The organism is Paenibacillus sp. sgz302114 (assembly GCF_056120345.1).
The window spans coordinates 473144-487045 of the sequence record NZ_JBVYOI010000002.1 but is presented as its reverse complement, the minus strand read 5'-3'; the positions used below and the strand labels follow the sequence as shown (position 1 = coordinate 487045).

Below are 13902 nucleotides of genomic sequence, written 5' to 3'. Positions count from 1 at the left end.
GTGACAATTCACAAAAAAAACAAGAACGTAAGTTCTTGTTTTTTGTGCTATAATTAGTATGATTTTGTAGATTGACTCAGGTATTTGACTTGGCTAACATAGAACAAGAAGAATTGAAGGAGCGGTAATATGATTAAGATTGACCAAAGGGGTCGAGGCAAATTTAAACCAGCTACTGACCTGAAGTTGGAAGATATTCGAGATGTCTTAATGCAAAAAATCATGCAAGAAAAGGAAATAGAAGCTGAGTTTGATCTTGATGCTAAGCATTATAAAAAAGATAAATTCAATGTGATTTCGTTGTTTTGTGGTGCGGGTGGATTGGACCTTGGATTCGAACTCGCTGGTTTACAAGCTGTAGTAGGTCAGAAAGTCGCGGAAACTGCTTTTTTTATAGAAGAAGAGTACAAAAAGCTTCGTGAAAAAAGTGTATTTCACACGATTTTAGCTAACGATATTTTTAAGGAGGCCCTTCAAACTTATCAAGCAAATGTACAAGATCCAGATCTAACAAAGATCTCAAACCTTGATATTCGTAAGGTTAATTTTCCTAAAGCGAATTTGGTGTTAGGGGGGTTTCCGTGTCCTGGATTTTCGGAGGCCGGTCCTCGACTTATTGACGATGAGCGCAATTTTTTATATCTACAATTTATTCGCTGTCTTACACAGTCAGAGCCGGAAATATTTGTTGCAGAAAACGTTAAAGGCATGCTTACACTTGGAAAAGGGGAAGTATTTCGGCAAATTGTCGAGGATTTTTCCTCGGTTGGCTATGAAGTCTACATTAATGAAGAAAATGAAGTGCCTAAACCTTTGAATGCTCGCGATTTTGGAGTGCCTCAATTGAGGGAACGTGTATTCTTGGTTGGAGTTCGGAAGGGTGTCGACTTTAAATATGAGTTTCCTAAGCCAACCCACGGACCGGGGAATTATAAGACTTTGAGGGACACAATAGCTGATCTTGCGAGTGAGCCAGGTCCTTGTTACGAGTCATCGTTCTCGACAATTTACATGTCCCGTAATCGAAGGAAAGAGTGGGGGGAGCAAAGTTTTACGATTCAAGCATCAGGTCGTCAAGCCCCTTTGCATCCTGATTCCCCTCCTATGGAGTACGTTGAGAAAGATAAGTGGCGGTTTTCTAATTCGGATAAGAAAATCCGGCGGCTTTCCATCAAGGAGATTAAACGTATACAGACATTCCCAGATTGGTATAAGTTTTATCCTGAGAATTTGGATAGTTCCAGTAATATAGATAAAGTATATAAGCAAATTGGTAATGCTGTACCTGTTATGCTTGCCAGAGCTGTTGCGGAACCTATTGCAAAATGGGTAAGAGAATATCTTATTACTAAACAAACTGAAAACAAAGGCGTTGCCATTCCAAAGTAAACTAAGAATAGTAGAGATAGGTCTTACCTAAGGCCTTAGTACGGTATTAATACCGTACTAAGGCCTTTTTATAGTTTTTGCTAAATAACGCAATAAGTGTAATAATTTGTCCATTAGAAATGTTTCGGAGGGAGGTCATTTTTAATGTTTTCAATGGTTTGAATGATATACTCAACACATCTCTCAATATTTTCTTTGATCTGGTGCTCCCAAATGCGGATAATATGCCATCCATGACTTATATAATAATTCCCTACCATATAATCTCTTAATACATTCCGATAGATTTTCTTGTTCCAGTATTCTTGATTACTTTTAGGGATGTGACCGTGTTTCGGGCAATAGTGCCAGAAGCATGAGTCTATAAATATAACTATTTTGTATTTTTTTATTGATATATCTGGTTTTCCGTAAAGAGTGGAGACATTTCTTCGAAAGCGTAATCCCCTGCGCCACAAGCTGCTACATAAAATATCTTCTAACTTAGATTTAGATCGTATTGACTTCATAATTTTGCTTCTTGTTTCTGGAGAAAATTTATCCGGCATAGATTCCTCCCATAATGTGAATGAGGTAAGCTAAAGTTAATATTTACATTTGGATGTATTTTTAAACTGAGGATATTCACGCAAATATAGTTTCTATATGTCTAGTCTGTTATAAAGAAATCCATTATGGATTATTCGAAGATAAGAAAGAAATAATAGAGAAACTATTTATGAATAGAAAAGCTAGACTTTAAGAAAGTGGAGTTTGTGTATCATTAAATGAGATTTTTAGCTATTATAAAGATAATGTATTGTTAAAAGTTATTTGTAAACCACTTTGGCGATGATTCGATCTATTGGCTATGTCCAATTTATATGGGAACGATTTCTGATCTGTATTTTTCATTAATTTACGTTATTTTTTAAAATCCTATAATTTTAATGTGTAGTAAAGTTCGGCATGGCTACTGAAGTTTATAATAATACTTATTAAGCTGATTAAAACCATGGTGTGAGGGCTATAAGTAATTTATGTGTATTAGCTAATAATTTGAATACGGAACGGGGATTTAAGTAGTATGAGCAGTAATGAGTCAGTGACTTTGGTGAAAAATCAAGAAATCATTATCGACATTATTGGCTTGTCGCACGAGGGTGAAGGTGTAGGTCGTAAAGATGGGTTTATCCTTTTTATAAATGGAGCACTACCCGGAGAACGCGTGCGGGCAAAGGTGATGAAAGTGAAAAAGGCTTACGGTTACGCGAAGCTGTTAGATCTTCTGATCCCAAGTGTCGATCGCGTCGAGCCGCCGTGTGCGATCAATAAGCAATGCGGCGGCTGTCAACTGCAGCACCTTAGCTATGAGGCACAACTTAAATGGAAACGTCAACACGTGGTGGATAATCTCCAGCGGATCGGAAAGCTACGAGTTGCAGGAGAAGGGGATTTGGCTGCGGATACTGACGTGGTAAAAGTGCATCCTGCGCTAGGCATGTTCAAGCCTTGGCGTTACCGGAACAAGGCTGCCGTTCCGATGGGTATGGCAGCTGCAGTGACAGATGGCAACGGCTTGATGTCATCGGACCGGCTGATTGGTGGCTTCTACGCGCGAGGGAGCCATCGCATTATTGACATGGACGAATGCATGATCCAACACTCGTTCAATGATGAGATAGTAGCTCGCGTCAAGGAGATTGGAAACAAGCTCGGCATCACGGCTTACAATGAAGAGACAGGCCGCGGTCTGCTGCGTCACGTAATGGTACGTGTCGGCTTCGTCTCCCGCGAAGCGATGATTGTACTCATTACAAATGGAGAGCGCATCCCGCAAGTGGAATACTGGATTGAGCAGATCCGCGAAGCCCTACCCGGCGTGTCCAGCATCGTGCAGAACGTGAACACGCGCGACACGAACGTGATCTTTGGAGACAAGACCCGCGTCCTCTGGGGCAGTGAAGTAATCTACGATGAGCTCGACGGCATTCGATTCGCGATTTCGGCACGCTCGTTCTACCAAGTGAATCCGGTACAAACGGTCGAACTGTACCGCAAAGCGGTGGAATACGCCTCACTCAGCGGCGGTGAGCGTGTAATTGATGCTTACTGCGGTATCGGGACGATTTCTTTATTCTTGGCGCGGGCTGCTGGTCACGTCTACGGCGTGGAGATTGTGCCTGAAGCCATCGAAGACGCGAAACGCAACGCCGAGCTGAACGGCATTACGAATGCTTCTTTTGAAGCTGGTCCAGCCGAAGTCGTCATCCCGCGTTGGCGCCGAGAAGGCATTGTGGCCGACGTCATCGTCGTCGACCCACCGCGTAAGGGCTGCGACGAAGCACTGCTTGAAACAATCCTGGCAATGCGCCCGGAACGCGTGGTATACGTGTCATGTAATCCGTCGACACTCGCACGCGACCTGCGTGTGCTGGAGGATGGTGGCTATCGCACTGTAGAAGTGCAGCCAGTGGATATGTTTCCGCATACGACACATGTGGAGTGCTCAGTGTTACTAAAATGGAGAGGGACTAGCGATTAGTCCCTCGATTCTTACGCCCCAATTAATGTGGGGCGGGTGATGTTGTAGTGAATTTTAATTGAGCCATCTTCATGGACATCAATCTTATGAATGAGAGTTTGAAGTAGTTGCTTTAGTACACGATCATCTTCTATGTCTAACTTTGCAAACTTATCAATTTGGCGTTAAAAGGCACGAAGATGATCGTCCGTACTTTTCTTAGCTTCTTGCTGTGATTCTAATTCTGCTTTCTGTTTGGCCAGTTTACCTAGGTCTGCTTGAATGCGCTCATTCTGAGCAGAAAATTGTTCGATACTAACAGCTTTTTGGGTGTAAAGTTATAGTAGCCCCTGAAACTCAACGTCTAGCTGTTTAAGGCTGTTGTTAACTTTCTGCAACTCCTTCTTACTGTTACTCTGATGAGAGTTTACTTCCCCGTTTATTACAGTATAAAGTCTGTCTAGCTTGACGTTACTACTAATGAGTTCCCGAAGATCATCTTTAACCATTAGTAGCAGCATTCGCTCCTTAATCAGATGTGAGGAGCAAAATGACTTTGTATGCTTTACATAGCCTCCACATACATAAGCCCCTTCTTTACCTCGATCCTTGCGGAACGTCATCCCTTTACCACAATCAGCGCAAACAGCAATGTGAGCAAACAGGCTTTCCTGACCATTGCTTTTGTTCTTGCCTTTCACCCGCATTCTTTCTTGAACTGCTTGATAATCCTCCATTGTAATTATGGCGAGTTCGGGGCGGTGATGGATAATCTGTTTATCAACGTCTATCTTTTTGCGCTTCTTTGTAATGAAATCCACAGTTTCTTCACAATGCTGGACAAGTGTTCCAGTGTAAATGATATTACTAAGAATCGTTTTTACACTGCTTTGATGCCATCTAATCCCCGCATTACTTGCACCTGAAACTGATCGTGGAGTAGGAACGCAGTTTTCACTAAGATAATTGCTGAGTGTCAAAAATGACACTTCATGAAGTGCTAAAAATGACACTTCACTTTGCATGTGAAGTGCTAAAAATGACACTTCACTTTTATTGGAGACAGCGTTATTCACAGATTATCAACATTATCCACAATATCCACATTGTCAGTAAGATCGATAAGGGATTTCTTACACCAAATAAAAAGCCCCACCTTAGGTGGGGGAAACTGTTGCAGGCTGTTTAGACTCTAATCCCAGCATCGTTGTAATTGATTCCGCTATTGCTTTACCTAATAATGGTGGCACAGCATTACCAATTTGTTTTACTACTTGACTTCTATTTCCGTAAAAACTGTATGTGTCATCAAAACTTTGGATTCTAGCCCCTTCTCGTGGGGTAAGTGCTCTATCCTGTATTGGATGAATACACTTGTTTGATGCGGGGTGAACGAAGTTTACAGTCATTGTTACCGATGGTTCATCAGCTTCCAGTCTGGAATAAGATGAGCTAAACCCACTGGATATCAGATGTTTGGGTATGCATTCTATATTAGAACCAGAATGTTTAATAATTTCAAGCATCTTAGGTGAATGATTTGTTGATTCATGTAGCAATAAAATATCTGATCCATTTCTTCTTTCGTTTTGGTATTGGTTGATTGGTGCCTTATCGTATTCATCAACTTTCTCACCGCTTTTTAGATACGGAAGATCACCAATTGCATCCATTACACTAATAGCATCGGGTAAGTTTGACTCAAACAAGTTATGTTCAGTCACAAGCATTTTTGACTTATCTTTATAACCAATAGTTTTACCATTAAAAAAATGAGTTGGTTTTGGAAACAGGATAGGAGTTCCTTTTTCTGCGCCAATCATTATTAGACGTTCCCTCTTTTGGGGGACACCAAAATTTGCAGCATTTAAGATTAACCACTCAGTATCATACCCAATGTTGAAAAAACATTCTTGAATTGCTTCTATAGTTTGTCCTTCTTTATAAGTTGCTAATCCAACTACATTCTCTAATACAAAAGCTTTTGGTTTGAAGAAATTAACGAACAATGCAAATTGCTCAAATAGGTTATTTCGAGGGTCATCCTCATTACTTGATCGAAACGGTCTAATTGACGAGAAGCCTTGACATGGCGGGCCGCCAATAATTAAATCGACCTTCTTATTATCTTTTTCTAATGCACCTTTAACTTCAGATGGGCGAAGCTTTCTGATGTCTTCGTTAAATATAAAAGCATTTTTATGATTTAGTCCCGCTGTCTTGGCAGGTTCTTTTAGAATGTCGATTCCACAAACAGTTTCATACATTCCCTTATATTTACTAAAACCATATGAGAATCCTCCAGTGCCACAAAATAAATCCATAATACCTAATGTAGACATGTTGTCACCATCCCTTATTGTAGACTATAGTCTCGTTTCGAAGCAATGTCAAGTCTGATAACTTAATAGTATGGATCATAAATATATCGAGATTGGAAAAGTAATTGCTAAACTTCGAAAAGATAAAGGTCTGTCACTTGAGAATGTTGCGCTGGCTGCTGGGATTCACAGGACTACTGTGGGTCTTATCGAGCGTGGGGAGCGTGAACCAACAATAAACACAGCAGCGAAAATAGCAAATGCTTTAGGGATATCACTAGTAGATCTGTTAATGATGGTAGAAAGGGAAGAATAGATAAATATGAGCAGACATGTAAAGAAAGAGTGTTTTCGTGATAGTGCTTTACCTATGTTAGCACATCTGAACATTCCTCAAGATATGATACTAAATGCAATTGAACATTGCTATAAAACACTTGATATAATAGACCAGCAATTAGTTATTAATAATTCTCCTAGATTATCCAATTTAGTTGAACTTGCGAATTTGTCCTCAATTGTGGGTAATTTATTGGGTGCTGGGTGTGAGCTTCATTCCAATAGTACATTTATAAGAAATAAGCCACATACGTTCCCTGACTTAATTCCAGCAAGTGGTGAGGGAGAAGGGCTAGAAATAAAGATTGCTTTAGAGACAAATAAACCTAAAGGTCATTTACCTAAAGAAGGTTATTATCTAACATTTAGATATGTTTTAACTGATTCGTCAGGTAACTATGTTAAAGGTAAAGATTCAAGAGGTGATGTAGTTTCAATTTGGGAAGCGAAAATTGGTTACTTACAAGACTCTGATTTTTCAGTAAGTAATACAGAGGGCGATTCTGGAAAAACGGCTACAATATCAACTGACGCACATAACGATATGAGGTTAGTTTATTTTGATGAATCTATAGTGCCATATAGACATTCGGAAAAAAAGCCATACCCTGGCTATAACTAAAATAAACGAAGACCTTTTATCATATCAGATAGTAAGGTCTTCGTTTATTATTTAGATCAGCGAATACTCCCGCTTCGACTGGGAATAGATAGATTGTTCTCACTGGATACTCAACACATGTGGAGTGCGTATTATGGATGGAATGGAGGGGCGAGCCTACATAGGCTACGCCCCTTGTTTTAATGGATTTTGGGAAAAAGGAGAGGTCAACAACCGATTGATTGAGGCCTTCGTCAAAAGCATAACGCCGGCTACGACAAGAGGCTGGCTTTTTGACCTCGGACCCTACCCCGCTATGGTCTAAGGACATGGTTTGGTCCACGGTGAATTGGTTGAATTCCATCCCGATGATGTAGCAAGGGGATTCGAAGTAATGGATCGGCCGGAAGGCGACGAGAAATATTGGTTGGGACGAAATTGGTGTTAACCTTTTTGAGGGCTCAAGCCTGACTCGTGAACTCGGTATTCAGCAGCAATATCAGAAGGAGTTGGAAGTGTGTTCTCCGTGCTGTAACCGATACTGGAATCTTTGGTCTCGAATATGGGGATCAGGGGAGTACTGGGAAAGAACAAAGGCTATCCGCTATTAGACAAAAACTAAAGCCAAAGTTAGAACAAGATAAAATCCGTTTCATTCATGGGAGCGGGTTTTATCTTCACTATGCACATATCGTGGGTATATGTTTGTGAAAAATTCGAGTCTGAAATTGGGTTGGACGTTATGCATATAGCAGGTGCAGAAGTATTTGGAAAAGGAACTGATATGTTGTTGGAGAGTAAAGCGATAAAGTAGAAATAATTTCGTTAGGAGTAGGTTATATGAGTAAAGTAATGCTAATCTGACAACAGTGGCAATGAAGAATCTAAGCATGATGGAACAATAGGCTAATAACAACCTTGGTATTACACAGTAATACAATAAGGAAAATAGAGATAAAAAGCTATTAGATATAAGGGTATAATAGAGATACTATATGGACAGGCGCGTGCCCTAATGTTTGAGTGTAATTAAACATAATTACGCAGAGATGAAAAAACTCGCGTTGAAAGGGTTGGAGTATTATGGCAAAGGAAATTGCTATTCTTGATGAAAACCAAGGGCTTAGTGAGGATGTAGCTGACGGTGGTTTTGATTTTTTTGGTCACTTTACTTTGCCTTCCCCAATTTCATACGATATAAGTTTCTTAGGAGAGGCCAAAAGATTTAGCAGAGATCGGTCTGTACAGCCTAAACATGTTTCAAGATTGGTAGCTCGTTTAAATCGCGGACAATATGGAATTTTTGTTACTACTTCCTACTATACTGTTCAAACACAAAAGGAAGTCCTTGAGGACGGATATCCAGTGAAATTATTTTCTGGAATAGATTTAGTATATTTTTAAAAGGAACTTAGATTAATAAGTAAAGATAGAATAAGTGAATTATTTCTTACTAGTGTTAAAAAAGGAATTAAATAGGGGAATATGGACCCCGCTTTTAGGGTACCAATCAATCGACTCATTCTGTTTAATTAAGCAAAATTGGTCAAAACAAATATGTCAAAATATGTGTTAATACCTGTTTTTGTAAGAGGCTTGGAGATTCGGTAGTTGGTAAATAATATCCAATTAAAAACACCTTCAGCTGTTACAATTGAATCCCGCTATGTATGAGTGCTTTCTGTATTTCATAATTAATATCATATTAAAGATCACATCCTTATATAGTAATTATGCATCTATTATACTGGGAGTGGTCAAATGATGAAATTAAAGGAACAGAACGACGACGATGATGAATATTTTGATTCTAACTGTATTCAATGGAATTCAGATTTTAATGGTGAAGAAGCTGGCTATGATGAAATCGAGGTTATAAGATTTTGTGTGTTTAAGGAGAAATCCGGTAGTATAATATCATTTTATATAGATGTTTCTACAGGCGAGATTATTGATTTTTGGAAAGAGGAAGAAGACTGAACCATTTATATGAATTTCATAATTCTGAATAATGGTTAAAGTTGCTCATGAGACTAAATTAAACTATGAGTATGGCTAAATCGTTAATTTGTTGGTAAGACTAGGTAGTAAAACACGGGCTATAGATCGTTAAAGCAGTTGTCCAGATTGAGTCAACATAGCAATCTATCATTCATGAGCAATTCTTACAATGAATCAGTTAACACTCCCTAGTGGATAACGCCGACTGATTTTACTCTACATGATAGTGCTGTCTTCAGAGCACCTTATATACCTGGTACTCAGTCATTTTCTTCTTAAACTGATTCCACACAATTTATTGTTTAGTATTACTCAAACTGAATAATATTCTTAAAAGGTAATTTTTTAATGTCAGGAGAGTGTGTATTTGTCTTCAAATATGTTAACTGTCACCGAGGCGGCAGAAATTGCAAATATTAGCAAGGATAAGTTATATGCATTAGTTAGGGAAAAAAGTGATATCCCGCATGTAAAGATAGGTTCTAAGATTCTACTTCCAAAAAACGCTTTTTTGAATTGGCTTGGAATTACTCCTGAGATACCAATAAATAACACGATAGAGGGAACCTCATTCATCAGTAAAGAGAAAAAGGAAAAATTACGAAGAGTCCTTCATGAATTAATTGATGTAATATTGGAATGAAATGAAAAGCAAAATAATATTAGACAAGTAAAGTTCAGTATACTAACATGAAGATACGTATAACTATTCATCCGTACTCTACTGCGAGTGCGGAATTTTTTTTGTATTTGGAATTGACGAAGTTTACAAATCGAAGATTTGACCGATTATAGTGAGCGCGATAGCTCTATCATTGCACTTATGTATCGTATTCTAATTTTGAGGAGAGCGATTTATGGTATCGATGGTCCAACCCCCGTGGTATAGCTGGCCTGAGTTCGATCAAGAGACAGGCGATTTGCGTCTAGATACTCCACTTGAGATTATCAAGCGCTACGAACGGGAGCAGCGACGCTGGGAGCGGAATTTACGTCGTATATGGGAGCAAATGGAGAATCCTCCGAGTTCGAACATTGAGATCATACCATTGATGGATGGTAGAGTCATGTTCCGCGAGCTGGACGAGACCGGGAATCTTATCCGTGAGACATTCGGCGTTATAGGGGCAGAAGCCTTGGATCGGGAACCAAAGGACGATAAAAACCGTCAGAATGAGGATTCATCGTGCGAAAGCAGGACAAATGAATTGCATGAAATTTTTAGTATTCCTAAGGGGAACCTTGAGATTCCTATTGTCATTGATATGGAGAAGCCGAACGTAAACGACGTTATGAGCTGGGATGCAGAACAAGGCTTTTTGATTGCCGCGCTCCAACAAACCGGACAGGACGATTCAGCTATTCTCAAGGTGCTGAATGAACTGGAGAAGGTCTATAAACAGAAGTCTCCGCAATTTGGCTATGAGACGTACTACGCGTTTCGCGATCGGACAGAAGAGCGAGTACCGATTAAGGGCTATGAAGGCCAGTATGAGATAACGGTATCTGGACGGGTTTTTAGCATTGCCAGAAACCGTTTTCGAGAGCGAGGAGGTAATGAGTACGGTTTTAAGTGGGTTAAGCTATCTAAGAATGGAGAGAGCAAAAATTTCCTAACAAAAGTGTTATGGGAACAAGCGTTTGAGCAGCGCTTATCTGAGATTGATTACCGCGGCGAGTAGGGGTGTTAGAGGTGGAAGAGAAGTTTCGATTACAATTAATAGAGGCCAAACTGTCTCGTCAAATTATTATCGTTATGACGGACGATGGGGAGCGGCTGCAGGGGACAGTAGAGGATCTATCGACGTGGACGGTTAGGCTGCGGCTTAATGATGGAATCATGTACATACCGTTAAGTGGAATTGATGTCATTACATATGGATAGTGATATCAAGGATGAGCTTGTCTTTGCCCAGTTGGTCTACGACAGACGATACCGAGCCTGCCGTAGGACCCACAGAACTGCGAGAGGTGAAGAAGATTCGTATCCATCTGTCGACCGCTCATCATTCTTCTCGGCCTTAACGATATTGGTTAAAGTTCTTCAATAGGATAGTCCACAGGAAATGAGACTTCACGCAACATACGATAGTTAAGGAGCTGGCTATGCGTTGGCTCTCTTTTTTTGCGATAATATCCGATCACCTATAGCTTGTTAATTTATATCTGATTACCAACGGAGCCTTTACAGTTGCTCCATTAATACAAACTAAAGATAAACATATTAATAAGTATTGCCCAATAATCTTCCAAAGTAAGGGGGGGAATAAAGGGATTTGATAAAACATATAGAATATTCTGGTGTTTGAATTATTTCTTATGTGAGGGGAATATACCATGTTTGAATTAAAAGAAGTCACTATCGATGCTTTTACCACAGATGACAAAATAATGTTACCTCGATTTCAGCGAAAACAGACGTGGTTCGACAAACAAAATTTTGAACTATGCATTAGTCTTTACAAGGATTACCCATTAGGTGTTGTTGTAATAAATATGGAAGAAGATGAGGGGAAACTACAAAAGTGGTTGCTAGACGGAAGACAAAGAAGAGAAGCTTTAATTAAAATGAAGAACCCAGAGGAGATTTATCGGTGGGCTAAAACCTTTGTTGGGTTTAAAGTAAATGATACTCAACATGAGATTAGTAGAAAGTTCTGGGAAAAGCTTGATGAGTATCTTGGTGATGATGCGGAAGACGCTCCAATAACTAACACAGAGAGTGACGAAACTCAAGAAACAGGAAGCAACGATTTTACAGATACAGAAACTGAGGAATCCCTTCAGGTACAGGAACTTGCTGTTGCAAGTGAACAACTTGCGGCGGCTTCAAGTGGACCTCCTACTTCAGCAAACTTTTATAAAAGAGGAGATCTTACTCGACTTTTAAATGTTATTCTCGCTATTCATCCAATACGCGGAAAACACAACGGTCTAACTAAGCCCTTCAATTTTTCAAAACATGTAGAGGGACTCGATTACATCGAAACTGATAGCAACGGAGAAGATTTCGTTAATACAGAAGAGCTACTACTTTGGATTGACTACCAAAAAGAAAAATCTTTAAAAAAGCAACTTGAATATCCCCCTTCTCAAGAAATATTTTTCGAATGGATCAAACAAAAAAACAAAATCTTAAAGGGAGATCCAGCATTAAAAAAAGAAATCGATAGACGATGGTCTGATATATTAAACATTTTCAACGTTCTGGAATCTTTAAATTTACAATTAAAAGAAGGGAAAATTGGCTACATCCAATTAAAAGGATATAGAGATGACGATGCAAAAAAAATCTTTCATATTATCAATACTGGCGGCACAAAACTTGACCCTGCAGAAATTTTGTCAGCGAAACCATCTTGGAATAAAGTGGTAGAGGATCCGTCGGAATATCTTGTCTCAAATGTAAACAAGCTCTACAAGAAATTGGGAGTAAAGCAGTATGATGACATAGTTAAATGGGATGTTGCAGCTACAATACTAGAGAGACTAAAAATAAAATATATTTGTTCTATGAGTGATGACCTTACTATCGGTTTTAGATTATTGAGTGGTTATTATGAAGGGGGTATTAAAAAAGAACACATTGAAGACCTCCCAAAATCTAATAAGAAACTAAACTGGGGGAACTTAGACTTTGAGGTAAAAGTCAATCAACTGAGCGATGAGTTATTAAAATCTCCTTTTTTTCAATACTGGGCATCATGGAGTAAGTCTCTAATTTCACTTACTAGCCAAGCAGCCGCAATAAACTTTCTTCTTGTAACTTTAAGGGACTGGGAAAGAAAAGGAAAACCAACACAGGCTACGTCTACTGAACATAAAAAGTTTCTGAGAAATGCCGCAATAACTTTTGATCAAGTAATATATGAATATATTACGAATCAATGGCGTGGTCCAGGCGACTCAAAACTCGAAACGAATTTAAAGAACTTGAACGCAAATGATATGTTTGAACCAGTCCCACAAGAAAGATGGGACATACTTATTAATGAGGTTATAGATTCAGGGACTATAAATGGAAGTGTTTATAGTAATACGGAGTCAGTTGATAAAAAAATAAAACTCCTACTCCTTTATTATTATACACTAGCTGAAATTATGGGCCCTCAAATAGGTACGATAATTTTGGATTACGATTTTGACCACATTATTCCTAAAAGTGATATTGCTTCTTCTAGCCATGCAATTGCTAAAATGAATAAGAGCAATATCTTTAATATTTGTGCCTTACCTCGAAAGGACAATGTATTAAAAGGTGACAAGAAACTTAATAACTTAACGGATTCATGGTTAATAAAGCAAGTTGATACTTACGCTCAAATTCCAGAAACAATGTTCAACGATTTTTCGACTTCCTCTTCAATGGAAGCATTAAGAGATTTTCGAGGCAAGCTAATTAAAGATACTTTTACTATAAGAAGAGAGCAGATTCTTCGAGGATAAAACAGATGCATTTTTACCCATTATCCTCCCCTATCAGAATGGGGGAGGTTTTTTTTGAAAAAATAGCTAATTTTTCGCTCGGACTATTACCAGAAGCGGACCTATTTTTCCGACGAAATGAGGACACTTGGCTATTGATATAAATTATCGTTGTTGTAATAACTCCATATGATTTGCAATCGGACATGATGCTGACAGATTACAATAAAGTATTGTTCTGAGCTAAATGGTTGCAAAAAAGTATTGGTCTGATGACAAATGAAGAAATAATCAACTAAAAAGTCACGGTGATGCTGTATTTG

13 protein-coding genes are annotated in these 13902 nt (G+C 38.9%); 10 read left to right on the top strand and 3 right to left on the bottom strand.

Translation table 11 applies throughout. The features are described from left to right. The first annotated feature begins 129 nt into the window (after window positions 1-129). Window positions 130-1389, top strand: coding sequence for a DNA cytosine methyltransferase (locus AC0LWF_RS07320; RefSeq protein ID WP_474650891.1), 1260 nt, complete (start codon window positions 130-132; stop codon window positions 1387-1389). Between the two features lie 113 nt (window positions 1390-1502). Here AC0LWF_RS07320 and AC0LWF_RS07315 read toward each other — a convergent pair whose 3' ends face one another. After that, window positions 1503-1937, bottom strand: a complete 435-nt coding sequence (locus AC0LWF_RS07315) for a very short patch repair endonuclease (protein ID WP_474650890.1) — start codon at window positions 1935-1937, stop codon at window positions 1503-1505. 518 nt (window positions 1938-2455) lie between these two features. On the opposite strand from AC0LWF_RS07315, the gene rlmD reads away from it, so the two are divergent. Beyond that, window positions 2456-3913 (top strand): 23S rRNA (uracil(1939)-C(5))-methyltransferase RlmD, encoded by a 1458-nt coding sequence (gene rlmD / locus AC0LWF_RS07310; RefSeq protein ID WP_474650889.1) that lies wholly within the window; start codon window positions 2456-2458, stop codon window positions 3911-3913. A gap of 317 nt (window positions 3914-4230) precedes the next feature. Here the strand turns inward: rlmD and AC0LWF_RS07305 are convergent, their stop codons facing one another. Beyond that, window positions 4231-4968 (bottom strand): recombinase family protein, encoded by a 738-nt coding sequence (locus AC0LWF_RS07305; protein WP_474650888.1) that lies wholly within the window; start codon window positions 4966-4968, stop codon window positions 4231-4233. An 81-nt stretch (window positions 4969-5049) separates the two neighbouring features. Further along, window positions 5050-6234, bottom strand: a complete 1185-nt coding sequence (locus tag AC0LWF_RS07300; protein WP_474650887.1) for a DNA cytosine methyltransferase — start codon at window positions 6232-6234, stop codon at window positions 5050-5052. A gap of 70 nt (window positions 6235-6304) precedes the next feature. Between AC0LWF_RS07300 and AC0LWF_RS07295 the strand changes: the two genes are divergently transcribed. From AC0LWF_RS07295 to AC0LWF_RS07260, 8 genes are all read left to right on the top strand, one after another. Then, window positions 6305-6529, top strand: coding sequence for a helix-turn-helix domain-containing protein (locus AC0LWF_RS07295; RefSeq protein ID WP_474650886.1), 225 nt, complete (start codon window positions 6305-6307; stop codon window positions 6527-6529). 6 nt (window positions 6530-6535) lie between these two features. Further along, window positions 6536-7174, top strand: coding sequence for a hypothetical protein (locus AC0LWF_RS07290; protein WP_474650885.1), 639 nt, complete (start codon window positions 6536-6538; stop codon window positions 7172-7174). 1062 nt (window positions 7175-8236) lie between these two features. Then, the gene (locus tag AC0LWF_RS07285; RefSeq protein ID WP_474650884.1) at window positions 8237-8557 is read left to right on the top strand and encodes a restriction endonuclease; all 321 of its coding nucleotides are present in this window, start codon (window positions 8237-8239) and stop codon (window positions 8555-8557) included. Between the two features lie 357 nt (window positions 8558-8914). Then, a complete protein-coding gene (locus AC0LWF_RS07280) occupies window positions 8915-9133 on the top strand; it encodes a hypothetical protein (RefSeq protein WP_474650883.1) in 219 nt (72 codons plus the stop codon). A gap of 388 nt (window positions 9134-9521) precedes the next feature. Then, entirely contained in the window at window positions 9522-9797 is a 276-nt protein-coding gene (locus tag AC0LWF_RS07275; RefSeq protein WP_474650882.1) for a helix-turn-helix domain-containing protein, read from the top strand. Between the two features lie 214 nt (window positions 9798-10011). Continuing rightward, on the top strand, window positions 10012-10836 hold the full coding sequence (locus AC0LWF_RS07270; protein WP_474650881.1) for an NUMOD4 domain-containing protein: 825 nt from the start codon (window positions 10012-10014) through the stop codon (window positions 10834-10836). An 11-nt stretch (window positions 10837-10847) separates the two neighbouring features. Then, the gene (locus tag AC0LWF_RS07265; protein ID WP_474650880.1) at window positions 10848-11039 is read left to right on the top strand and encodes a hypothetical protein; all 192 of its coding nucleotides are present in this window, start codon (window positions 10848-10850) and stop codon (window positions 11037-11039) included. Between the two features lie 452 nt (window positions 11040-11491). Beyond that, complete coding sequence (locus tag AC0LWF_RS07260; RefSeq protein WP_474650879.1) at window positions 11492-13600, top strand: DUF262 domain-containing protein; 2109 nt, start codon at window positions 11492-11494, stop codon at window positions 13598-13600. Window positions 13601-13902: the final 302 nt, after the last annotated feature.

Excerpts from the sequence above, each read along its gene's own strand:
- AC0LWF_RS07320 (WP_474650891.1), top strand. The coding sequence starts at position 130 with ATGATTAAGATTGACCAAAGGGGTCGAGGCAAATTTAAACCAGCTACT.
- AC0LWF_RS07315 (WP_474650890.1), bottom strand. The coding sequence starts at position 1,937 with ATGCCGGATAAATTTTCTCCAGAAACAAGAAGCAAAATTATGAAGTCA.
- rlmD (WP_474650889.1), top strand. The coding sequence starts at position 2,456 with ATGAGCAGTAATGAGTCAGTGACTTTGGTGAAAAATCAAGAAATCATT.
- AC0LWF_RS07300 (WP_474650887.1), bottom strand. The coding sequence starts at position 6,234 with ATGTCTACATTAGGTATTATGGATTTATTTTGTGGCACTGGAGGATTC.
- AC0LWF_RS07295 (WP_474650886.1), top strand. The coding sequence starts at position 6,305 with ATGGATCATAAATATATCGAGATTGGAAAAGTAATTGCTAAACTTCGA.
- AC0LWF_RS07290 (WP_474650885.1), top strand. The coding sequence starts at position 6,536 with ATGAGCAGACATGTAAAGAAAGAGTGTTTTCGTGATAGTGCTTTACCT.
- AC0LWF_RS07285 (WP_474650884.1), top strand. The coding sequence starts at position 8,237 with ATGGCAAAGGAAATTGCTATTCTTGATGAAAACCAAGGGCTTAGTGAG.
- AC0LWF_RS07280 (WP_474650883.1), top strand. The coding sequence starts at position 8,915 with ATGATGAAATTAAAGGAACAGAACGACGACGATGATGAATATTTTGAT.
- AC0LWF_RS07270 (WP_474650881.1), top strand. The coding sequence starts at position 10,012 with ATGGTATCGATGGTCCAACCCCCGTGGTATAGCTGGCCTGAGTTCGAT.
- AC0LWF_RS07260 (WP_474650879.1), top strand. The coding sequence starts at position 11,492 with ATGTTTGAATTAAAAGAAGTCACTATCGATGCTTTTACCACAGATGAC.